This window comes from Nesterenkonia lacusekhoensis, assembly GCF_017876395.1.
In the GTDB taxonomy this organism is placed as follows: Bacteria; Actinomycetota; Actinomycetes; order Actinomycetales; family Micrococcaceae; genus Nesterenkonia; species Nesterenkonia lacusekhoensis.
Window position 1 is genome coordinate 1,806,586 of sequence record NZ_JAGINX010000001.1, and the last position, 20,221, is coordinate 1,826,806.

Here is a 20,221-nt window from a genome sequence, read left to right on the forward strand (position 1 = left end):
GAGGAAAGGTGATCACTGTGTCCAAGCAGTCGATTTTCGGCAGAATGTCCCAGCTCATCCGCGCCAATGTGAACGCGATGCTGGACCGCGCCGAAGACCCGGAGAAGATGCTGGACCAGATGGTCCGGGACTTCACCAACAACATCGCAGAGGCTGAGGAGGCCGTCGCCCAGACCATCGGCAATCTGCGCATGATGGAGGACGACTACAAGGAGGACCTGGAGACCGCCCAGTCCTGGGGCCAGAAGGCGTTGGCCGCCTCCCGCAAGGCTGATGAGTTCCGTCAGGCCGGCGACTCCGAGAACACCGCCAAGTTCGACAACCTCGCCAAAGTGGCCATCCAGCGTCAGATGGAGTCCGAGTCCTCCGCCAAGACCGCTGAGCCCACCATCCAGTCTCAGCGCGAGATCGTGGAGAAGCTGAAGTCCGGCCTGGAACAGATGAAGTCCAAGCGCCAGCAGCTGGTCTCCAAGCGCGACGAGCTGGTCGCACGCTCCCGTGCCGCCCACGCCCAGTCCCAGGTCCACGACGCGGTCAAGTCCATCGACGTCATGGATCCGACCTCCGAGGTGGGCCGTTTCGAGGAGAAGATCCGCCGCGAGGAGGCCCGCGTGCGCGGTCAGAACGAGCTCGCCTCCTCCTCCCTGGACGCCCAGTTCGAATCCCTCGAGGACCTGGGTGAGCAGGCAGAGGTCGAAGCCCGCCTCGCCGCTCTGAAGGGCCCCTCCCCCGACCGGCAGGCCATCGGCTCCGGTGAGTCCGGCAGCGGTGTCAGCGCTGAAGACATCGCCGCTGACCTGGAGGCCCTCGAGTCGCAAAACGACAAGAGCTGATCTCTCGCAGAGACGCTTCTGCAACAATGGGGTACGGACCTTCCGTACCCCATTGTTCTGCCTGAGGAGACCCCTGTGACCGATACAGCCCCCGCCGCCACCGGAGCGCCCGCCGCTGAGAAGGGCACCGTCAACAAAGGGCTCGCTCAGATGCTCAAGGGCGGCGTCATCATGGACGTGGTCACCCCTGACCAGGCCAAGATCGCCGAGGAGGCCGGCGCCGTCGCCGTGATGGCCCTGGAGCGCGTCCCCGCCGACATCCGCGCCACCGGCGGCGTGGCCCGCATGTCTGACCCGGACCTGATCTCCGGGATCATCGACACCGTCTCCATCCCTGTGATGGCCAAGGCCCGGATCGGCCACTTCGTCGAGGCCCAGGTCCTGGAGCACCTGAAGGTGGACTACATCGACGAGTCCGAGGTGCTCTCCCCCGCTGACTACATCCATCACATCGATAAGTCGAAGTTCTCGGTGCCGTTCGTCTGTGGTGCCACCAACCTGGGTGAGGCGCTGCGCCGCATCACAGAAGGCGCTTCCATGATCCGCTCCAAGGGCGAGGCGGGCACCGGTGACGTCTCCGAGGCCATGAAGCACATCCGCACCATCAATGCGGAGATCGCTCAGCTGACCTCCCTGGCCGAGGACGAGCTCTTCGTCCGCGCCAAGGAGCTGCAGGCCCCCTACGAGCTGGTCAAGCAGGTCGCCCGGGACGGCCGGCTGCCCGTGGTGCTCTTCGTGGCCGGCGGCGTGGCCACCCCGGCCGATGCCGCCATGATGATGCAGATGGGCGCCGACGGCGTCTTCGTGGGCTCGGGCATCTTCAAGTCCGGCAACCCGGCGGCCCGCGCCGAGGCGATCGTGAAGGCCACCACCTACTACGACGACCCGGCCGTCCTCGCCGAGGTCTCCAAGGGACTGGGCGATGCGATGGTCGGTCTGAACGTCTCCGACCTGCCCGCCCCGCACCGCCTGGCCGAACGCGGCTGGTGAGCTGAGATCCGCTGAACCTGCTGAACCGTGGGCGATCGCCCCGCGTTCTTCCCGAAAACGGTGCGAAATCGCCCTCGGGTTCTAGTGAACGTCGCAACGACCTGACCGTTCAGGAGTTGCGATGCCCGCACGCGAACCCTCCCGAGGAGAGCCTTATACCGAAGCGGTGAAGGCTGACTGCCTTCACCGCTTCGGCCAGACCCCAAACCTAGCTGCAGTCGCAGCTGAGACCGGAGTCTCTGCCAGGACCTTGTCTGACTGGGTCAGAGCCGCCGGGATGTATCACCTGGTACGTCCCGGCCGGGCGCATCCACGCAGAGATGAGTACCATCGACTGCGGTTAGAGGGATTCAGCCGTGCAGAGGCTGCCCAACGAGTCGGTGCATCTGCGCGATCGGCGCGGAATTGGGACCGTCAGAGTGCGCCCAATGGGTATAACAAGAAGATGCACAGCACCTTCCCTGATCCCGCCGCGCCCGCGACTCACCGGCGGTACCTCAACGCGGCAGACAGACTCGCGATCTCTGACCTGCTGCGACGAGGCTGTTCCTACGCTCAGATCGCTGCTGAGCTGGGACGGAGCCGTTCAACGATCAGCCGAGAGGTCACCCGCAACAGCCACAGAGGCCTCTACCACCCGTACCTCGCTCATCAGCAGAGCGTCGACCGGCGGGCACGGCCCAAGCCCAGGAAACTGGTGCCTGGCAGCCGGATCTTCGCCTACGTCTGGGACAAGCTGCAGCTGGAATGGTCCCCGGAGCAGATCAGTGGAAAGCTCGCTGAAGAGTTCCCCGAAGATCAGGAGATGCGTGTGTGCCACGAAACGATCTACCAGGCCCTGTACCTACAGGCTCGTGGTGGATTGAAGCGTGAAGTCCAAGCCGCGCTGCGCACTGGTCGGGCGATGCGCAAGCCTGCCGGTGACCAGCGCAGATCCCGGAGTCTGGGTGGGCAGATGGTCATGATCAGCCAGCGTCCTGCTGAGGTCGAGGACCGGGCAGTGCCGGGGCACTGGGAAGGAGACCTGATCATCGGTGCTGACAGTAAGTCCGCGATCGCGACTTTGGTGGAGCGTCATACCCGGTTTGTGATGCTCTGCCATCTTCCTGGTGATCACACCGCCCAGACGGTCGCGGCCGCGCTGACCCAGCGGATGAAGACGCTTCCTGAGCATCTTCGCGGTTCGCTGACGTGGGATCAGGGAGCCGAGATGGCCGCTCATCACACGATCAGCGTGGCTGCTGATCTTCCGATCTACTTCTGTGACCCGGCTTCACCCTGGCAGCGGGGATCGAATGAGAACACCAACGGGTTGCTTCGCCAGTACTTCCCTAAGGGAACTGATCTTTCAGTCCATGGCCCAGAGGATCTGGAGCTGGTCGCGAACAAGCTCAACGGCAGGCCTAGGAAGACATTGGGATGGGACAGTCCCGCAGACCGCATGAAAGAGTTGCTCACGACCAGCTGAGTTCACTGTTGTTGCGACAACCACTCGAATCCGCCGCCGATTCTCAGGAAGAACGCGGGGCGATCCCGTCTGTGAGGAGAACTGAACGATGACCGCACCGCAGATCGGCGTGCTGGCCCTGCAGGGCGCCGTGGCCGAGCACGTCCGGGCCTTAGCCGCCTCCGGGGCTGAGGTGCGCACTGTGCACCGCCCCGCTGAGCTCGAGGGCCTGGACGGCCTGGTGGTCCCCGGCGGAGAGTCCACCACGATGGCACGGCTGGCCGCGCCGGTGCGCCTCATGGAGGCCGTCCGGGAGAGGCACGACGCCGGTATGGCCGTCTTCGGCACCTGTGCCGGCCTCATCCTTCTGGCCGAGTCGGTGGCCGACGCCGAGGCGCTGGAGGGCTTCGAGCGCATCAGGGGCTTGGACGTACGGGTGCGCCGCAACGGCTACGGCAGCCAGCTGGACTCCTTCACCGAGGATCTCGCCGTCGCTGGTCTGCCCGGCGAGGAGCATCCGCTCTCAGCGGTGTTCATCCGTGCCCCGCTGATCGAGGAGCTCGGCGAGGGTGTGGAAGTCCTGGCAGCCTCAGAGGTGGCCGGGACTCAGGGCACCGACGGCGAGCGCAGCCCGGTGGCCGTGCGCCAGGGCCGGCTGCTCGGCGCCAGCTTCCACCCAGAGCTCACCGAGGACACTCGCCTGCATCAGCTCTTCGTGGAGATGGCCGGCGGCGCCTGAGCTCAGTCGGCGGCGTCGAGGATGTCCTCGAGCAGGTCCATGCCGAGCACGCTGTTCTCCTGCCCATAGTTGGAGAAGAGCACCACAGCAGTCTCCGTCTCCGGATCCAGAGCCGCCAGGGTCGCGTAGCCGTTGGAGATGCCGTTGTGCCAGGCGTAGCCCTCGGGCTCCAGATGCCAGCCCAAGCCCATCTCCGGGTGGATCTCCGAGGGCTCCACCGCCTGACTGCCCGGCGCGGTCTCATCAAAGATCCCTTCGATGAGCCGCAGATAGTCCTGCGGCGTACCCCGGGAGGCCGAGGCAGGGCTGAAGGCCGCCGAGCCGAAGTCCTCCACCTCGCCGGTGTTGTCATAGCCCTGGATGAGATCTTCGTCGGAGGGGTGGCCCTCGGCGTCGGAGGTGGTGGTATCTTCCATGTCCAGCGGGCCGGTCAGCCGCTGGCGGAGCAGCTGGTCATAGGACGTGCCCGCCTGCTCGGCCAGGGCATGGCCCAGCAGAGCGATGCCCAGATTGGAATAGACGTACCGGCCGCGCTCCCCCACGTCCTGCTCCGCGGCCAGGCCGATCAGCTCCTCAGTGGTGACCGTGTAGGGATTCTCCCCGGCGTTCCGCGCCTGACGGTCCTGCTCGGCGAAGCCGTCGGCCTCGGGCACCAGAGGAAGCCCCGCGGTGTGGGTGGCCAGCTCCTCCAAGGTGACCTCCCCGGCCTCAGTGCCCTCCAGCTCGGTCAGGTGGTCCTGCACCGGGTCGTCCAGATCCACCTCGCCACGCTCGACGGCGTCGGCCAGCAGCATGCCGGTCATCGGTTTGGACAATGACGCCAGCTCGAACACAGTGTCCTCATCCGCCCCCGAGGTGGAGGCGGTGTGGGTCTGTCCGTCACGGAGCACCATCACCACGGCCTCCTCGGCCAGCACGTCGTCGTGCTCGTTGAGGAACTCCTCCAAGGACGCCTGGTCGACGGGCTCCTCGACCGCCTCGGGCTCCGGGGCCTGGGTGCAGGAGGTCAGCAGCAGAGCCCCGAACACCAGCGGTGCGGAAGTGCGGAGAGCAGGTCGATGCATCGTGTGTCTGTACCCCTCATCTCTGGGCGGAAACAGGGAGTTTTCATGAAGCCTATCGTTCTGCGAGTCCCAGACGGATAGTGCATGATGGTCTCCATGACGGACCCGGCATCACGAGCGGCAGACCCTACGACCAGCCACGAGGAACTCTACGAGCTCGCTGGAGACCACCCGGAGCTGCGACCGCTGATCGCCGAGAACCCCAACACCTACCCGGAGCTGGTGGACTGGCTCGCCAGCCTGGGAGACCCTCAGATCGACGCCGCCCTGCGCCGCCGCGGAGACGCCACCCAGACCATGCCTGCCTCCGGCGGTGCCGCTGCCACCCAGGCGATGCCTCCGCTGCACGCCGACACCGGCACCTTCCAAGAACATGTCCGGGCTCAGGACGGCGCCCCGGAGGATGAATCCGCCTACTATCCGGCAGCGCCGATGTACCCCGCAGCTGCGGCCTACCCGGCGGCTGCCCAGCAGCAGCCGGCGGCGCACTGGGCCGGCTATGCCGCACCGGAGCATGCGGGGCAGGAACGTGCCGAGCGTCGCCGCGGCGGCGCCGGCTGCTGCCTCTTCATCGTGATGGGCATCGTGCTGGTGGCAGCTGTGGCGGCTGCGCTCTTCCTGCTTCCTCTGCAGCTCTTCGGCGACGATGACGAGCCTCAGCAGGATAACGCCGCCGAACAGGCCCCCGAGGAGGCCCAGGAAGGAGAGCAGGCTCCCGAGGAGGACTCCGCCGACCAGGACGAGGCCGGCGACGAGGAGGCCGCTGAGGACGAGGCCCGCCCCGCGCCGGAGGATGCGACAGAGATGAGCGCCTTCTCCGCCCCCTCGGAGAACATCCACTGCGAGGTCGGCGGCGACTCCGTCTCCTGCACCATCGAGGAGTACAACTTCGACGCTCCCGAAGACTGTGACGGGCCGGTCACAGTGACCGTCGGCGAGGACGGCGAAGCCCAGACCTCCTGCGGCGGCACGGTGAGCTCTCAGCCCAGCCAGCTCGACTATGGGCAGTCCGCCGCCAGCGGCGACTTCGCCTGCACGTCCTCACAGGCAGGATTCGAGTGCTGGAACACCCAGACCGGCAACGGCTTCTTCATGGCTCGGGAGAGCATCGACCTGCAGTGATCCGGGCCTCCGGCCGCGCTCCAGGGCTTCAGCGCTGCAGAGCTTCAGAGCTTCAGAGCTTCAGAGCCAGTGGAGCGTGGAGCGGTCCCAGAAGCCGGCGTCCTCGCCGTCGGCGGTCTCGAACTCAGTCCAGTGGAAATAGGGCGCCTGCTCGGTGGCCTCTCCCTGGAGGATCTCGAAGTCGATCTCGTAGCAGTTCTGCTCATCAGCCGGGACCTCAGTGTCCATGCCCTCGGGCGGCCTCAGGCACTCCTCGGCGTCCTGGAGGTCGTAGCGGCTCTCCAGCTGGAAGGCAGGGGCATCCGTCTCAGCCTCTTCGAGCTCCTCCTCCATCTCCTCGACCACCGGCTCGTCGACCACGAAGGCCAGCTTCAGCGCCGTGTCCGTGCCACCGTGGTCCTCGGCGATCAGCTCCCCCAGCTGTGAGAGCTGCTGGGCGTACCAATGCTGGTGGAGGATCTGCTCCGGAGAGTCCTCCGGGTCCGCGACCTCTGCCGGGTTATAGGCGTCCAGGCCCTCCTCCGGAGCGAAATAGTCCGCATAGGCGTCGCTGAGATCGGCATAGTGCCAGAAGAGCTGGTAACGCTGCTCCCAGGAGACCTCGGAGGAGCTGAAGGCCTCCAGGTCCATATCGATGAGCTCATCCAGGCTGAACTCCGTGGTCTGCTCCGGATCATCGGCCGTGCTGCTCTCCGTCACCGGGCCGCGATCCAACCTCAAGGTCTCGGCAGTCTGCTCCGTGCTCGGTTCAGCCGCGGCACCACCGGAACAGCTGACCAGCAGCAGAGCTGAAGCAGCGACAAGACCTGGCATGAGAGATCGGGAGAGCACGGCTCTACGCTAACAATGCTCCCTCCGATGTCCGGGGCCGGCGCGCTGCTGTCTCAGCCCTGCAGGAGAGTGCTGAGCGCTCCGAGTCCGACGACCACCGCCGCGCAGGCCAAGCCCGCCCAGCCGCGCATGCTGGGCCTCTCGCGCAGGATCACCACTGCCAGCAGGATGGGAACTGCCGGGTAGACCGCGACCACCGCTGAAGTGGTCGCCAGCCCGATGCCGGCAGCGCTCAGATGGAACAGCATCATCCCGGCTGCGCTGAAGCCGCCGGCCAGCACCACCAGTGCCCCGTCGCGGCCGCGCGGAACCAGTCGGCTGCGACGCGCGATCGACGTTCCCCCGCCTCGGACCATGAAGATCACGAGCATCACCGCCAAGGAGACCACGGCCCAGGCGGCCAACCCCTGGGTGAAGCTCTGCTGCGGAATCTGGGCGACGCCCACCAGCTCCACGGCGTAGCCGAGTCCTCCCGCCAGGGGAAGCGCGGCAGCGCTCCATCCGGAGCGGGAGGACGGCGGAGCGCCCGGCCTCGTGCTGTGCTCCGAACTTCGAGGGCCGCGCCGATCCCCGCTCTGAGCGTGGCCTAGGCTGCCGGAACTGTCGACGCCGACGACGCCGTCCTGGCTCACACCGTCCACCACAGAGATCGGGCCGGTGATCACCGGAAGCGGCGACGTCACCACCGCAACACCTTCTCCGCGCTTCTGAGAGACCAGCAGCCAGACCGTCAGCATGGACAGCGCCACCAGCACCAGACGCAGCGGTGAGGCCTGCTCGCCGAGGAAGACCAGCGCCACCAGCGCCGGAGTCACCGTAGTGGTCACTGTGGAAGCGCCCACTGCCAGAGTGAAGGTGGCCCGAGACAGCGCCGCGTACAGGCAGAGGGAGCCGACGACGCCGCCCCCAGCGGCCGCCCCACCCCACAGCAGTGCCGCCGTGTCCCAGCCTTCTGCAGGCTGGGCCAACAGCAGCGTCAGCGCCACGGCCACCACGCCGAACTGGGTCCAGTAGGCCACTGCGACCGGGCCCCGACGCCTGCTGGCGGTGCCGCTCATATAGTGTCCGGCGCCGAACATCGCCGCGGCCAGGACTGCACAGAGAATTTCCACGGCGACCACCATGACGGAGCAGCTCTGTTCTCGTCCACGGCACTGATGCAGGGCATTCCGTTGCCGGGTGTGCAATGGTTGACTGGGGCCATGGCCGCCCGACTGATCGACGATGCCCTGCCCCTGCTGGAGGCCGTCTCCCACTACGGCGGAGTCAACGCAGCCGCCGATGTCCTGGGACGCAACGCCAGCGGCATCTCGCGTCAGCTGCAGCGGCTCTCCGCAGACCTGGGAACCCCTCTGCTGCGACGACGGGGACGGCAGGTGGAGCTCACCGACGCCGCCCAGGCCTTGGTCCGGGAGGCGCCGCATCTGCATGCCGCTGAGGAGCGTGCCCGCAGCGCGCTGTTCGATGCGGCTGACCCACAGGTCGGTCAGGTGCGGATCGCTGCCCATGTCTTCGCGGTCTCGGCCATCGCGGTGCCCGCACTGGCCGCCTGGCAGGAGCAGCACCCGCAGAGCACCTGGCTGCTGCGGGAGGCGGAGCCGGCCAACGCCCAACGGCTGCTGGTCTCCCGGGAGGCGGACCTGGTGGTGATGCCGGCCGGCCCCCACACTCCGCCCACGGACCATCCGCGCTTCACCGTGCGCCGTCTGGTGGTCGAGCCGGTGGACCTGATCATCTCCCAGAACCATCCGCTGGCGGCAGAGCACGGGGACATCGACCTGGTGGAGGTGTCAGACGAGCGATGGATTCTCGGCTCCCCCGGACAGGGCTCTCGACAGGAGATCCTGGAACACTGCGCCAAAGCGGGATTCACGCCTTCAGAGGGCCATCACGCCCAGGACTGGACCGCCGTCTCCTCTCTGGTGGCGGCGGGGCTGGGGGTGTCCTTCATGCCGCGGATGGCACCCACCCACTCCGGCGTCGTGCGAGTGCCGCTCTCCGGGCCCAGCGCGCCGGTGCGGACCGTGCTGATGGTGATGCGCCGCGGCTCCGAGGGCTGGTCCCTGCTGGCGGAGACGATGGAGGCCCTGGTCAGCCGAGCCGCCGAGGAGGTCCGCCGTCCCCTCTGAGGGACGATTCAGGCCCCGACACAAAGAAGGCCCCCGCCGTACTGGCGAGGGCCTTCTTCTTTCTCGTTGCGGGGGCAAGATTTGAACTTGCGACCTCCGGGTTATGAGCCCGGCGAGCTACCGAACTGCTCCACCCCGCGTTGGGTTTCCCTGAGCGGGACTTATATAGCTTACAAGCTTATGAACGTTATGCAAAATCGAGCGGCGCGGCCAGGATGTGATCCTGACCGCACCGCTCGACATCGTCACTCGCCGTTCAGCGCTTCGAGCTCAGCCAGGGCCTCGGACAGGCGCTCCTGGGCCTCGCCGTAGGCGCCCCAGTCTCCCGTCTCGAAGGCCTCCTGGGAGTCCTCCCAGGCGTCGAGGACCTCGTCACGGATGGAGTCGAGGTCGCCGTCTCCGGCTGCCGGCGCATCGGCCTGCTCCTCGTCCTCCTCCTCAGGGGCAGCCTCCTCGTCCTCCTCAGGGGCCGGCTCCTGCTCGGCACCGTCCTCGACGGCGCCCTCCTCGCCCTCAGGCAGCTCGAGGTCGTCGTCGACAGCCTCACCCTCGACGCCGGCGCCCTCAGCGACCGCAGCGCCGGACTCGCCTCCGAAGACCTGGTCCAGCGCCTCGCCCAGGGTGTCGGCGAAGCCGACCTCCTCGCCGTAGGCCACCAGCACGTGGCGCAGCGCCGGGTATGCCGCCGCGGTGCCGGTGGACTGGACATAGACCGGCTGGACATACAGGATGCCGTCGCCGGCGGGCAGGGTGATCATGTTGCCGTTGATCACCTCGGAGGCTCCCTGACGCAGCAGGTTCAGCTGCTGGGAGATCTGCGCGTTGGAGTCGAAGTTCGCCTGGGTCTGGCCCGGGCCGGGAACTGCGGTGTCACGCGGCAGCTCGAGCAGACGCAGCTGACCATAGTCGTCGTGCTTCACGCCGTCCTCGCCGGTGCCGGCGTCGCCGGAGGCGGCGAGGAAGCCGTAGAGCACGTTGCGCTGCTGAGCACCCTCAGCCACCTGCGGAATGAAGGTACCGGTCAGGGAGAAGCTCTCCTCCTCCTGCTCCGGCATCCGCAGAGTCATGTAGTACGGGGGCTGGGCCACCGAGTTCTCGCCCTCGCTGGTCGGATCGTCCGGAACCGACCAGGCGTCGTTGCCCTCGTAGAAGGTGCCCGGATCGGTCACGTGGTACTCACCCAGCAGGGCGCGCTGCACGCGGAACATGTCCTCGGGATAGCGGACGTGATCCATGAGCTCGGCGCTCATCTCCGAGTAGGGCTGCAGAGTGCCCGGGAAGATGTTCTCCCAGGACTGCAGAATCGGGTCCTCGGTGTCCCATGCGTAAAGCTCCACCGAACCGTCATAGGCATCGACAGTGGCCTTGACCGAGTTGCGGATGTAGTTCACGTTGCCGGTCAGCACCTGTCCGCCCTGGGTCAGAGCATCCGTGGTGGCCGACTCCAGCTGCTGCTGGGTCGAGTACGGGAACGCGTCCGAGGTGGTGTAGCCCTCGACGATCCACTTCACCCGGTCACCGACGATCGCCGGGTAGATGTTCTGATCGACCTCCAGGAACGGTGCGACCTTCTCGACACGCTCCCTGGGCTGACGGTCGTAGAGGATCTGGGACTCTTCGTTCATATCGCCGGAGAGCAGGATCTCCGGGGACTGGAACTGGATCGCATAGACCAGCCGGTTGAAGATGTTGCCCACCGACGGCCCGCCGTCGCCGGAGAAGGTGTAGACGGTGTCCTGGTCCGAGTCGGCCGATGCCGGGCGGTCCAGCTCCATCGGGTCAGCACCCTCGGGGGCACCCACGATCGAGTACTCCGGGGAGTTCTCCCCGAAGTAGATGCGCGGCTCGTAGTCCTCGTCGCTGGCCAGCTCACCGTGGGTGGGGATGCCCTGCAGGGTGAAGTCGGGCCGGCCCTCCGGGGTGACCGTGGAGGCGTTGGCCGCCACCAGGCCGTAGCCGTGGGTGTAGATCAGGTGCTGGTTGACCCAGGAGGCATCGTCGGCGACGTTGACCTCACGGGCGGCGATGACGGTGTCATGAGTGTCGCCGTCGAGGTCGTAGCGGTCGAAGCTCAGCGTCTCCGGGAAGGAGTAGTACTGACGGAACTGCTGGAACTGGCCGAAGGCCGCAGAGACCAGGTTCGGGTCCAGCAGACGGATGTTCTCAGTGTTGGCGCCGTCCTCAGCCAGCGCCCCCTCCTCGGCCACCATCTCGGCGTCGTAGTCGCTCTGCTCGAGCTCATCGAGACCGTAGGCCAAGCGGGTCATCTCCATGTTCCGCTCGATGTAGGGGGTCTCCAGAGTCCGCTCGGACGGCTGGACTTGGTACTCCTGGACCAGGAACGGGTAGAGCGCACCACCGATGACGGCGGTGACCACCAGCATGGCCGCACCGATGATGCTGAAGCGCCACCGGCCGGTCACAGCGGTCAGGATGAAGACCAGTGCGACGACGGCCGCGGCCACCGCCAGGATGGTCTGTGCGGGGATGACCGCGTTGACGTCGGTGTACATGGCACCGGCCCAGTTGCCGCCCTGATCCTGCAGCGTGGCGTAGCGGTCCATCCACCAGTTCACGCCCTGCAGCAGCAGGAAGACTGCACCGGTGACGGCGATGTGCCAGCGGGCGGCCTTCTCCACGACGAACTTGCCGGACTGTTCGATCCGGATGCCGCCGTAGAGGTAGTGGCAGAGGATGCCGGCGATACCGGCCACCAGGACCGCTGAGATCAGGAAGCCGTTGAGGAAGCCCAGGAAGGGCAGGGTGAAGACGAAGAAGCCGAAGTCCAGGCCGAACTCCGGATCAGCTGCGCCGAAGGGCTCCTGATTGATGAACAGCAGCACCGTCTCCCAGGCGCCCTGAGCGGTGGTGCCGGCGAAGACACCCATCAGCGCAGGCAGACCCAGCATCACCAGACGCCGCATGGAGTCCAAGGACTTCTGGTAGCGGGCCACCGAATCGTTGACCTGGCCCCTCAGATTCTGCGGGCGGTTCCGGAACGCCAGCCACAGGCTCAGCCAGACCAGGAAGCCCATCAGCAGGAAGGCGACGACGAAGATGCTGATCCGGGCCAGCCGCTCGGTCCAGAAGACCTCGGAGTAGCCCAGGTGGTTGTACCACTGGATCTCCGCGTAGAAGCCGGAGAAGACCATGAAGGCACCGATCAGCGCCGCGATGATCACAATGGTGATGATCAGCGCGGAGGGACGGCGCGGGCCGGTGCGTTCGCCGGAGTCGCTGCTGCCGCCCCCTCCGCCGAAGCCGCCGAAGCCGCCGCCGGACCCTCCGCGGCCGGAGCCGCTGTCGTCATCGTTGTTCCTGCCGGAGCCGGAGCCGAACAGGCTCCCCGACCCTCCGAAGGGGTTCGATGAACCGAATCCCTGAGAGAAACTCACGTCTACCCTCTCTTCGCCTCCCGGACCAGGTGCGAGCCGGGACGCGTGGTGTGGTTGTTGGTGCTGCCGTATTCAGTAGTGCGATGTTCAGTGCAGCAGTCTCGGTGCTGCTTTCTCGGTGCTGCGGTCTCAGTGCTGCCTATTCAGTTCCGCAGGGTTCCAGCCCTGCCAGGAAGTCATCGTCGCCGTCGCGGACCGCCTCGACGATCTGCCGAGCCTCGGCGACGTCCTCGACGCCGTAGGTCTGCAGCCCGTCAGGGACTCGGCCCTCCAGCTCCGCGCAGTTGTCCCGCGGAACCAGGAAGTGCTGAGCACCCTGGTCCTGCGATCCGACCGCCTTCTGGGCGATGCCCCCGATGGGCCCGACGGTCCCGTCCGGATCCACGGTTCCGGTCCCGGACCACTGCTCGCCGCCGGTCATGGACTCCTCGGTCATCGCATCCACGATCCCCAGGCTGAACATGAGACCGGCGGAAGGTCCGCCCACGTTCTCCAGCTGGATGTCCACGTCCACGGGGAAATCGAAGTCTCCCTGGAGCATGATGCCGACATAATATTCGCCGTCGGCCTCCTGATACGTGGGGACCTCGACGTCGATCTCCTCGCCGTCGCGGATCACCGTCAATTCTACCGGCTGACCTGCGGCATCGTTCACCGCCGCCCGCATACCTTCCAGACCGGTGATCTCCTCTCCCCCAGCGGCGACGACCTGGTCTCCGACCTGGAGGACCTCCGCGGCGCCGGCCTCCTCAGCCTCTGGGGCGAAGTCCAGGATGTCGAGCTGCTGGCGGTAGTCCATCCCCAGCTCCTCCAGAGCCGCCGCCAGGGCGAGATCCTGAGAGCTGGCCATGGCCTGAGTGTTCCTCTGCTGCACCTCATCGGCGGTGGTGCCGGAGGGGTAGACCAGCTCATGAGGCATGATGTCGGTGCTCGGTGAGAGCCAGCCGGCCACCACATCGGGGACGCGCACCGTATTGGTCGGTTCGCCGCTGACGTAGACGGTGGTCAGGCTCAGTGTGCCCTCAGTGTCATAGGTGTCTGCGCCCTCCACCGTGATCACAGGCTCATCCTCGGTCTCACCGGTGGTGTTGAAGATGGGCCCTGGAGCCTCCAGAAGATAGGGACTGGGCAGCGTCAGGGAGGTCAGCCCGAGAACCAGAGCCGAGAGGCCGGCCGCGGTCTTGACCGTCCGGCGCAGCGTCCAGGAACGCGAGGGCGTCGTCGGCGGCTCTGCGCTGGGCGCACGCACGAAGGAGCCGTACGGGGAGGCAGGGGTCTCTGGGCGCTCGGACATAGTGATCTGCGACATTCTCTCACTGACCTTCATCCCCTGGCGAACTGGGGCATCCGCGCAGAGACAGGGGCCCTGCGCCCTCGCTACGCTGGTGTCTCATCCATCTGCGAATCGACCACGAGCAGGGAGCGTCCGATGAGCGAGAACAACCGGAACAACCAGGGATCCGGCGACGGCGAGAACCCGCAGGACCCCATGGAGGAGTTCTTCAAGCAGCTCTTCGGGGGCCAGATGCCCGGTCAGGGAGACGACGCCGACGCCGGCGGCTCCGCCGGCCGCGGCCCCTCCATGGGCTTCACCGGAAACCCAGGCCAGGGACAGGGCGGATCCGGCGATCAGACCGGCGGCTTCCCCGGCATGCCCCCGGGCTTCGACCCCTCCCAGATGGGCATGCCCATGGACCCGCAGATGATGCAGCAGATCATGGGCCAGGTGCAGGCGATGTTCTCTGCCATGCAGAACCCCTCGGAGGAGGACCAGGGCCCGGTCAACTGGACCATGGCGCGGCAGGCAGCCCGCCAGGCCGCCTCCGGAGACGATCCCAGCGTCTCCTCCGCCGAGCGTCGGGAGATCGATGACGCGCTGCGCCTGGCCGAGATGTGGCTCGACGGAGCCACAGCCTTCGAGAGCCCCGGTGCCATCGGCCACGCCTGGTCCCGCGCCCAGTGGGTGGAGGAGACCTTCGACTCCTGGAAGCGGCTGACCGAACCTGTCGCCGAATCCGTCTCCAAGGCGCTCTCGGGCGCGCTGAAGGAGCAGCTGGATGAGCAGGGCGGCTCGATGCCTCCGGAGATCGCGTCCATGATGGGCGGCGCCGGATCCCAGCAGATCACCGGCATGATCGAATCGATGGGCGGCATGGCCTTCGGCATGCAGCTGGGTCAGGCTGTGGGCGAGCTGGCCAAGGAGGTCCACGGATCCTCGGACATCGGGCTTCCGCTGGCCGGCCACTCCATGGCGCTGCTGCCCAAGAACGTCCGCGAGTTCGGCGAGGGCCTGCAGGTCGACCCCCGAGAGATCCTGCTGTTCCTGGCTCTGCGCGAGGCCGCCCGGATGCGGCTCTTCAGCCGCTCCCCCTGGCTGGAGCAGGATCTCTTCAACGCCGTGGCTCAGTACGCGGCCGGCATCCACATCGATATGAGCCGGATCGAAGAGGCCGCCTCCCAGATCGACCCCAGCAACCCGCAGGCTATGCAGGATGTCCTCGGCGAGGGCCTGTTCACCCCGGAGCGCACCCCCATGCAGGAGGCGGCGCTGAAGCGGATCGAGACCACGCTGGCCCTGATCGAGGGCTGGGTGGACGACGTCGTCTCGCAGGCGGCCGAGCATCTGGAGTCGCTGCCCAGGCTGCGCGAGACCATGAACCGGCGCCGCGCGACCGGCGGACCGGCGGAGAACACCTTCGCCGCATTGGTCGGCCTGGAGCTGCGGCCGCGCCGTCTCCACGACGCCGCCGCACTGTGGGCCCACCTGCGCCAGAGCGAGGGCATGTCCGGACGCGACGATGTCTGGTCCCACCCGGATGTCCAGCCGGATGAGCAGGACCTGGACGACCCGCAGGGCTACCAGACCCGCCGCAAGGAGCGGGAAGAGGAGTCGGCCAAGATCGACGAGGAGCTGCAGAAGCTGCTCGACGGCGGCTACGACGGCAAGGGTTCCGGCGAGACCAGCTGACACGGGCACTCCGGGTGCACCGGGGCCGGACGCCGGTCCGCTCCGCCGTCGGCGGTGAGCACCAGGCTGTGCTCAGCGAGCGCGGGCCGGTGCTGCGCCTCCACCAGGATCAGCAGCTGCCGGGCGATGAGTCCGGCGGCGATCTGGTGGAGCAGCCGATCCTCTCCGGACTGTCCCCGGGAACCGGTGGTCTGGTCGACGCTGGTCTGGTCACTGGCGCTCTGATCACGGGGATCCGGTCCGGCGCTGAGTTCCCAGCATCCTGCGCAGGCGAAGCCCTCCGGCGCAGCCGGCTGGGACGCAGCCGGATGGGCCATCAGCGGACCGATCATCGCTTCCCCCACCGAGGGGCCGCCGGTGACCGGCATGACCAGACTGGCGTGCTGAGCGGCCAGGCCGAGGTCCTCCTGAATACTGAGGTCCTTCTGAAGGCCGAGGTCCAGCACGCAGACATCGGTTCCCACCGGGCGCATGTCCCCCGGACACTCCACGACCGCAGGAGGACTTCCCTCAGCTCTGGCGGAGTGTGCCGCGCGGTCCAGCAGATCCTTCACAGCCGTGCTGCGCGGCAGTCCGTGGTGGATACTCAGGTACGGGTCCCCCACCTGCTGGGCGGTGACCGGTGCGCCGTCGCGCAGCAGCAGAGTCCCGACGCCGGCCTCGGCCAGGGCGAGCGCGGTGCGCGCGCCCACCGGGCCCAAGCCGTCCACCAGGACTGCGGCCAGCCGACGTCGTGGGTGAAGGTCCATGACCTCATCGTGGCAGAGTCGGGCTCCTGCTGCGTCCGGTTGTCCACAGGCTCGAGAATTAGGCTGGTCCCCATGGCGTACAGAGAAGGTGAAGAACGGCAGATGATCGATGGCCAGGAGGTCATCGTCATCCGGTCGGCCAAGCGCAAGCGGACCATCAGCGCCGACCTGGTGGGTGGGACGCTGCGCCTGCGGGTTCCGCTGCGCCTGGGCAAGGGGCAGCTGGAGGAGCATGCCCGCGCCTTCCAACAGAAGCTGCGGAAGAAGGCCTCCGGTTCCGGACGCAGCGATGAGGATCTGATGCGACGGGCCTTGGAGCTCTCCGCGACGTACTTCGACGACGCCGTCCGCCCGGTCAGCGTGCGCTGGTCGGACCGCCAGAACTCGCGGTGGGGATCCACCACCTCGTCCCAGGGCACCATCCGGCTCTCATCACGCCTGAAGCAGATGCCGGGCTGGGTCCAGGACGGGGTGTTGGTCCACGAGTTGGCGCATCTGATCGAGTCCGGCCACGGCCCAGCCTTCCGCCGTCTGGTGGAGCGGTATCCGCGCACCAAGGAGGCCGACGCCTTCCTGGAGGGCGTCAGCTTCGCTCAGCGGCAGCAGGGGAACAGCTGATCCGCTCAGCCAGCTGAACGGCCTCTGCTCGGCTGATCCGCCGTCCCGCTGCCGGGCTGTCACAGCGAGTCGGCGAGCACCTGCTTGACCGATTCTCCATGCTTCTCCAGCTTGCTCCTGCCCACGCCGGGGACCTTCAGCAGCTCCTCGTCCGAGCGCGGACGCTTCTCTGCGATGACTTCGAGCGTCGCGTCGGTGAAGACCATGAAGGCCGGGACCTCCAGCTCCTTGGCCTGAGCGGAGCGCCACTCACGCAGCCGCTCGAAGAGGGCCTCGTCGTAGCGGGCCGGACATTCGGAGCAGCGACGGCGCTTGACCTCTGTCGGCACGCTGAGCACAGTCCCGCAGCTGGAGCAGGTAGCTGTCTTCTTGGATCGCGCCGAGGAGTTGGGATTCTTCGAGCCTGAGCTCGGGGCGATGCGGCGCGTGGGCTCCTCCAGGCCGAGCTCCTGGCGCAGCGGACGCAGGAATCGGGAGGGCTGGCGCTTGCCGCGTCCCCCCGAATGCCGAGAGCTGGCCGAGGACATGGACAGGTAGGTCCTGGCACGGGTGATCCCCACATAGAAGAGACGACGCTCCTCATCGATCTCCTTCTGCTCCTTGGCGAAGGTGATGGGCATCAGCCCCTCGTTCAGGCCGGCCAGGAACACCGCGTCCCATTCCAGGCCCTTGGCCGAGTGCAGCGAAGCCAGGGTCACGCCTTCCACCGTGGGGGCGTGCTGGGCGGCCGAACGCTCCTCCAGCTCTGCCAAGAAGGCCTTCATGGTGAAGTCCTCGCGCTCGGCGTCGAGCTGGTCGGCCAGCGAGACCAGAGCAGCCATGGATTCCCACCGTTCACGCACGGCACCGGTGGTCTCCGGAGCCTCGCGCCGCCAGCCGTGGGAGGAGAGCACGGCGCGCACCGCCTCCGGGACGGTGTCCCCGCCCTCCTCCACCAGCGAGGAGGTGCGCAGCGCGGCGAGCGCCTCCCGGACCTCGGCCCGGGAGAAGAACCGTTCCGAGCCGCGCAGCTGATAGGAGATGCCGGCCTGGGCCAGGGCCTGCTCGAAGGCCTGGGACTGACCGTTGGTGCGGTAGAGGACTGCGATCTCGCTCAGCGGCACCCCACGCTGCTGCAGCACACCGATCTGCTCAGCGATCCAGGAGGCCTCGGCGTCGTCCTCGGCGTGCTGAGTCAGCTGCGGGGTGGGGCCGTGGCTCTTCTGGGAGACCAGGCGCAGCGGGTCCGGCCAGGCCGGCGGGTCGGTGAGTCGGGCCTGCTCCCGGGTGCGGTCGGAGAGCAGAGTGTTGGCCAGCTGGACCACCTCCGGTGTGGAGCGGTAGTCACGGATGAGCTTGACCACGGTGGCGTCCTTGTGGCGACTGGTGAAGTTCAGCAGGAAGTCCGGAGTCGCACCGGTGAAGGAATAGATGGTCTGGGCGGCGTCGCCGACCACACAGATCTCCTCGCGCCCGCCCAGCCACAGATCCAGCAGACGCTGCTGCAGCGGGGAGACGTCCTGATACTCGTCCACCACGAAGTGCCGGTACTGCTGGCGGACCTGGGCGGCCACGCGCTCATCGTCCTCCAGGATGCCCACGGTCAGCAGCAGCACATCCTCGAAATCGATCAGGTGCTTATCCAGCTTCACATCCTCATAGGACTGGTAGAGCTTGGCGAAGGTGCGGTGATCCACTCCCCCAGGCTCAGGACGGCCGGCGCCCTCCTCTGCCACCTCCAGGTAGGAGTCCGGGGTCAGGGTGGAGACTTTGGCCCATTCGATCTCACCGGCCAGGTCGCGCAGCGAGGCGCGGTCAGTAGTGATGTGCAGACGCCGGGCCGCCTCAGCCAGCAGACGGACCTTATGGTCCAGGATCTGCGGCATCGTGCCGCCGATGGCCAGCGGCCAGAAGTACTGCAGCTGACGCAGGGCCGCGGCGTGGAACGTACGCGCCTGGACCCCGGGGGCACCCAGGGAGTTCAGCCGGGAGCGCATCTCCGCGGCGGCCCGAGCGGTGAAGGTCACGGCCAACAGCCGGTGAGGGTCATAGACCCCGGCCCGGACGCCGTAGGCGATCCGGTGGGTGATGGCACGGGTCTTACCGGTGCCGGCTCCAGCCAGGATGCACAGCGGCCCGGTCAGGGTGGAGGCGGCCTGCCGCTGTTCCTCGTCGAGGCCCTCGAGCACCTCTTCAGCGGTCATCGGATCTCCTCGGAGGTCTCGGCAGCAAGGGGTTCAGCGGTGCCGGCAGGTTCGTCAGGCTCGGCTGTTTCGGCAGCGACCGGTTCGTCCTGAGCGACGTCGCCGCCGTACCAGTGGTCGATCAGCGCACGCGAGATCGAGGATCTGGGTGGGATCCGCAGCCGCTCCGCGGCGACCTCACGATGCAGCTGCTCGCGGGTGAACCAGCGGACCTCTCGGATCTCGTCATCATCGGCGCAGGCCTGGCGGGGGTCCTCGACCACCGCCATATAGCCCAGCATCAGCGAGCGCGGGAAGGGCCAGGACTGGGAGCCCATGTACTGCACGGAGCGGACCCGCACTCCGGCCTCTTCGCCGACCTCGCGCAGCACCGCCTCCTCCATAGATTCTCCGGCCTCCACGAAGCCGGCGAAGGTGGAGAACCGATGGGCCTCCCAGCGGTGGGCCGAGCCGAGCAGGATCCGCCCCTGGTCATCGACGACGGCGGTGATCACCGCTGGGTCCGTGCGCGGGAAGGTCTCGGCCTCACAGCCGGGACAGAAGCGTATCCAGCCGGAGTGCCGCACCTCGGTGCGGTGGCCGCACTGGGCACAGAAGGGCGCCGAGCTGTGCCAGGCGGTGACCGCCAAAGCCTGGGTGAACAGAGCGGCGTCGATCGGATTCAGCGCCGCACCGATCATCCGGAAATCAGCCCAGTCCTCCGGGCCCTCGGCTGAGGTGGGTTGGGCTGCTGAGGCGGGCGGGGACGCCGCCTCGGGCTGGGTGTCCGCGGCCGGCGTCGGGACGGCGACTACGTGGCTGCGGAGCTCCGGGCCGCCGGCCTGGACCTCGCCGAGGTAGACCGCCCCCTCGGGCGGCTGGGCTGCGATCTCCGAGGGTGAGCTGAAGCGGATGGCGAGCGAGCCGGCGTCGTCGGTGCTGACCGGTGTGCTCCGGTCCCTCAGCCGCAGCACGCGGGTCTGCGGGTCAGACCAGACCTCATCCAGCCAGCCCTGCCGGCGCCTGTCCGCATCCCGACGATCGATCTGATGTGCGGCAAGAGGCAGGGCGAACAGTCCGGCGGAAGAGTGCATCCCTCTACGGTATCGCTCACCGAGGGACACCCGCGCAGAAATCCCCCGTTCTGTGGATGACGCCCCATAGGCTGGTGGAC

General features: G+C 67.4%; 16 protein-coding genes and 1 tRNA gene. 8 read left to right on the forward strand and 9 right to left on the reverse strand.

All coding sequences use genetic code 11. From position 1 onward, the window contains the following. Nucleotides 1-17 precede the first annotated feature (17 nt). The 4 genes from JOF45_RS08530 (at nt 18) to pdxT (ending at nt 4,009) form a co-directional block, all read left to right on the forward strand. Nucleotides 18-833, forward strand: coding sequence for a PspA/IM30 family protein (locus JOF45_RS08530; protein WP_210049081.1), 816 nt, complete (start codon nt 18-20; stop codon nt 831-833). A 75-nt stretch (nt 834-908) separates the two neighbouring features. Then, nucleotides 909-1,823, forward strand: coding sequence for a pyridoxal 5'-phosphate synthase lyase subunit PdxS (gene pdxS / locus JOF45_RS08535; protein ID WP_342591446.1), 915 nt, complete (start codon nt 909-911; stop codon nt 1,821-1,823). A gap of 277 nt (nt 1,824-2,100) precedes the next feature. Further along, the gene (locus tag JOF45_RS08540; protein ID WP_425352351.1) at nt 2,101-3,291 is read left to right on the forward strand and encodes an IS30 family transposase; all 1,191 of its coding nucleotides are present in this window, start codon (nt 2,101-2,103) and stop codon (nt 3,289-3,291) included. An 88-nt stretch (nt 3,292-3,379) separates the two neighbouring features. Then, entirely contained in the window at nt 3,380-4,009 is a 630-nt protein-coding gene (gene pdxT / locus JOF45_RS08545; RefSeq protein ID WP_210049082.1) for a pyridoxal 5'-phosphate synthase glutaminase subunit PdxT, read from the forward strand. Between the two features lie 2 nt (nt 4,010-4,011). On the opposite strand, the gene JOF45_RS08550 is transcribed toward pdxT, so the two are convergent. Further along, a complete protein-coding gene (locus JOF45_RS08550) occupies nt 4,012-5,073 on the reverse strand; it encodes a serine hydrolase domain-containing protein (RefSeq protein WP_210049083.1) in 1,062 nt (353 codons plus the stop codon). An 84-nt stretch (nt 5,074-5,157) separates the two neighbouring features. Between JOF45_RS08550 and JOF45_RS08555 the strand changes: the two genes are divergently transcribed. Beyond that, nucleotides 5,158-6,195: a variant leucine-rich repeat-containing protein gene (locus JOF45_RS08555; protein WP_210049084.1), complete on the forward strand. Its 1,038-nt coding sequence runs from the start codon at nt 5,158-5,160 to the stop codon at nt 6,193-6,195. 60 nt (nt 6,196-6,255) lie between these two features. Here the strand turns inward: JOF45_RS08555 and JOF45_RS08560 are convergent, their stop codons facing one another. Next, complete coding sequence (locus tag JOF45_RS08560) at nt 6,256-6,894, reverse strand: hypothetical protein (protein ID WP_210049085.1); 639 nt, start codon at nt 6,892-6,894, stop codon at nt 6,256-6,258. Nucleotides 6,895-7,079: 185 nt separating this feature from the next. Next, on the reverse strand, nt 7,080-8,138 hold the full coding sequence (locus JOF45_RS08565; protein WP_210049086.1) for a hypothetical protein: 1,059 nt from the start codon (nt 8,136-8,138) through the stop codon (nt 7,080-7,082). Nucleotides 8,139-8,228: 90 nt separating this feature from the next. Here JOF45_RS08565 and JOF45_RS08570 point away from each other — a divergent pair, with 90 nt between their 5' ends. After that, a complete protein-coding gene (locus tag JOF45_RS08570; RefSeq protein ID WP_210049088.1) occupies nt 8,229-9,155 on the forward strand; it encodes a LysR family transcriptional regulator in 927 nt (308 codons plus the stop codon). A 66-nt stretch (nt 9,156-9,221) separates the two neighbouring features. On the opposite strand, the gene JOF45_RS08575 is transcribed toward JOF45_RS08570, so the two are convergent. From JOF45_RS08575 to JOF45_RS08585, 3 genes are all read right to left on the reverse strand, one after another. Further along, a tRNA-Met gene (locus tag JOF45_RS08575) sits at nt 9,222-9,295 on the reverse strand. 105 nt (nt 9,296-9,400) lie between these two features. Next, nucleotides 9,401-12,550: a UPF0182 family membrane protein gene (locus tag JOF45_RS08580; protein WP_210049090.1), complete on the reverse strand. Its 3,150-nt coding sequence runs from the start codon at nt 12,548-12,550 to the stop codon at nt 9,401-9,403. Nucleotides 12,551-12,689: 139 nt separating this feature from the next. Beyond that, nucleotides 12,690-13,844 (reverse strand): YlbL family protein, encoded by a 1,155-nt coding sequence (locus JOF45_RS08585; RefSeq protein WP_245324184.1) that lies wholly within the window; start codon nt 13,842-13,844, stop codon nt 12,690-12,692. 135 nt (nt 13,845-13,979) lie between these two features. Between JOF45_RS08585 and JOF45_RS08590 the strand changes: the two genes are divergently transcribed. Further along, complete coding sequence (locus JOF45_RS08590; RefSeq protein ID WP_210049093.1) at nt 13,980-15,518, forward strand: zinc-dependent metalloprotease; 1,539 nt, start codon at nt 13,980-13,982, stop codon at nt 15,516-15,518. On the opposite strand, the gene JOF45_RS08595 is transcribed toward JOF45_RS08590, so the two are convergent. Beyond that, on the reverse strand, nt 15,485-16,267 hold the full coding sequence (locus JOF45_RS08595) for a hypothetical protein (RefSeq protein ID WP_210049094.1): 783 nt from the start codon (nt 16,265-16,267) through the stop codon (nt 15,485-15,487). The genes JOF45_RS08590 and JOF45_RS08595 overlap by 34 nt on opposite strands. 72 nt (nt 16,268-16,339) lie before the next feature. Between JOF45_RS08595 and JOF45_RS08600 the strand changes: the two genes are divergently transcribed. Then, a complete protein-coding gene (locus JOF45_RS08600; RefSeq protein ID WP_210049095.1) occupies nt 16,340-16,885 on the forward strand; it encodes a M48 metallopeptidase family protein in 546 nt (181 codons plus the stop codon). Between the two features lie 59 nt (nt 16,886-16,944). Here JOF45_RS08600 and JOF45_RS08605 read toward each other — a convergent pair whose 3' ends face one another. After that, nucleotides 16,945-19,068 (reverse strand): ATP-dependent DNA helicase UvrD2, encoded by a 2,124-nt coding sequence (locus JOF45_RS08605; protein ID WP_210049096.1) that lies wholly within the window; start codon nt 19,066-19,068, stop codon nt 16,945-16,947. Further along, nucleotides 19,065-20,141 carry an NAD(+) diphosphatase gene (gene nudC / locus JOF45_RS08610; RefSeq protein ID WP_210049097.1) on the reverse strand — a complete coding sequence of 359 codons (1,077 nt, stop codon included), beginning with the start codon at nt 20,139-20,141 and terminating at the stop codon, nt 19,065-19,067. The genes JOF45_RS08605 and nudC overlap by 4 nt, the downstream gene beginning before the upstream one ends. Nucleotides 20,142-20,221: the final 80 nt, after the last annotated feature.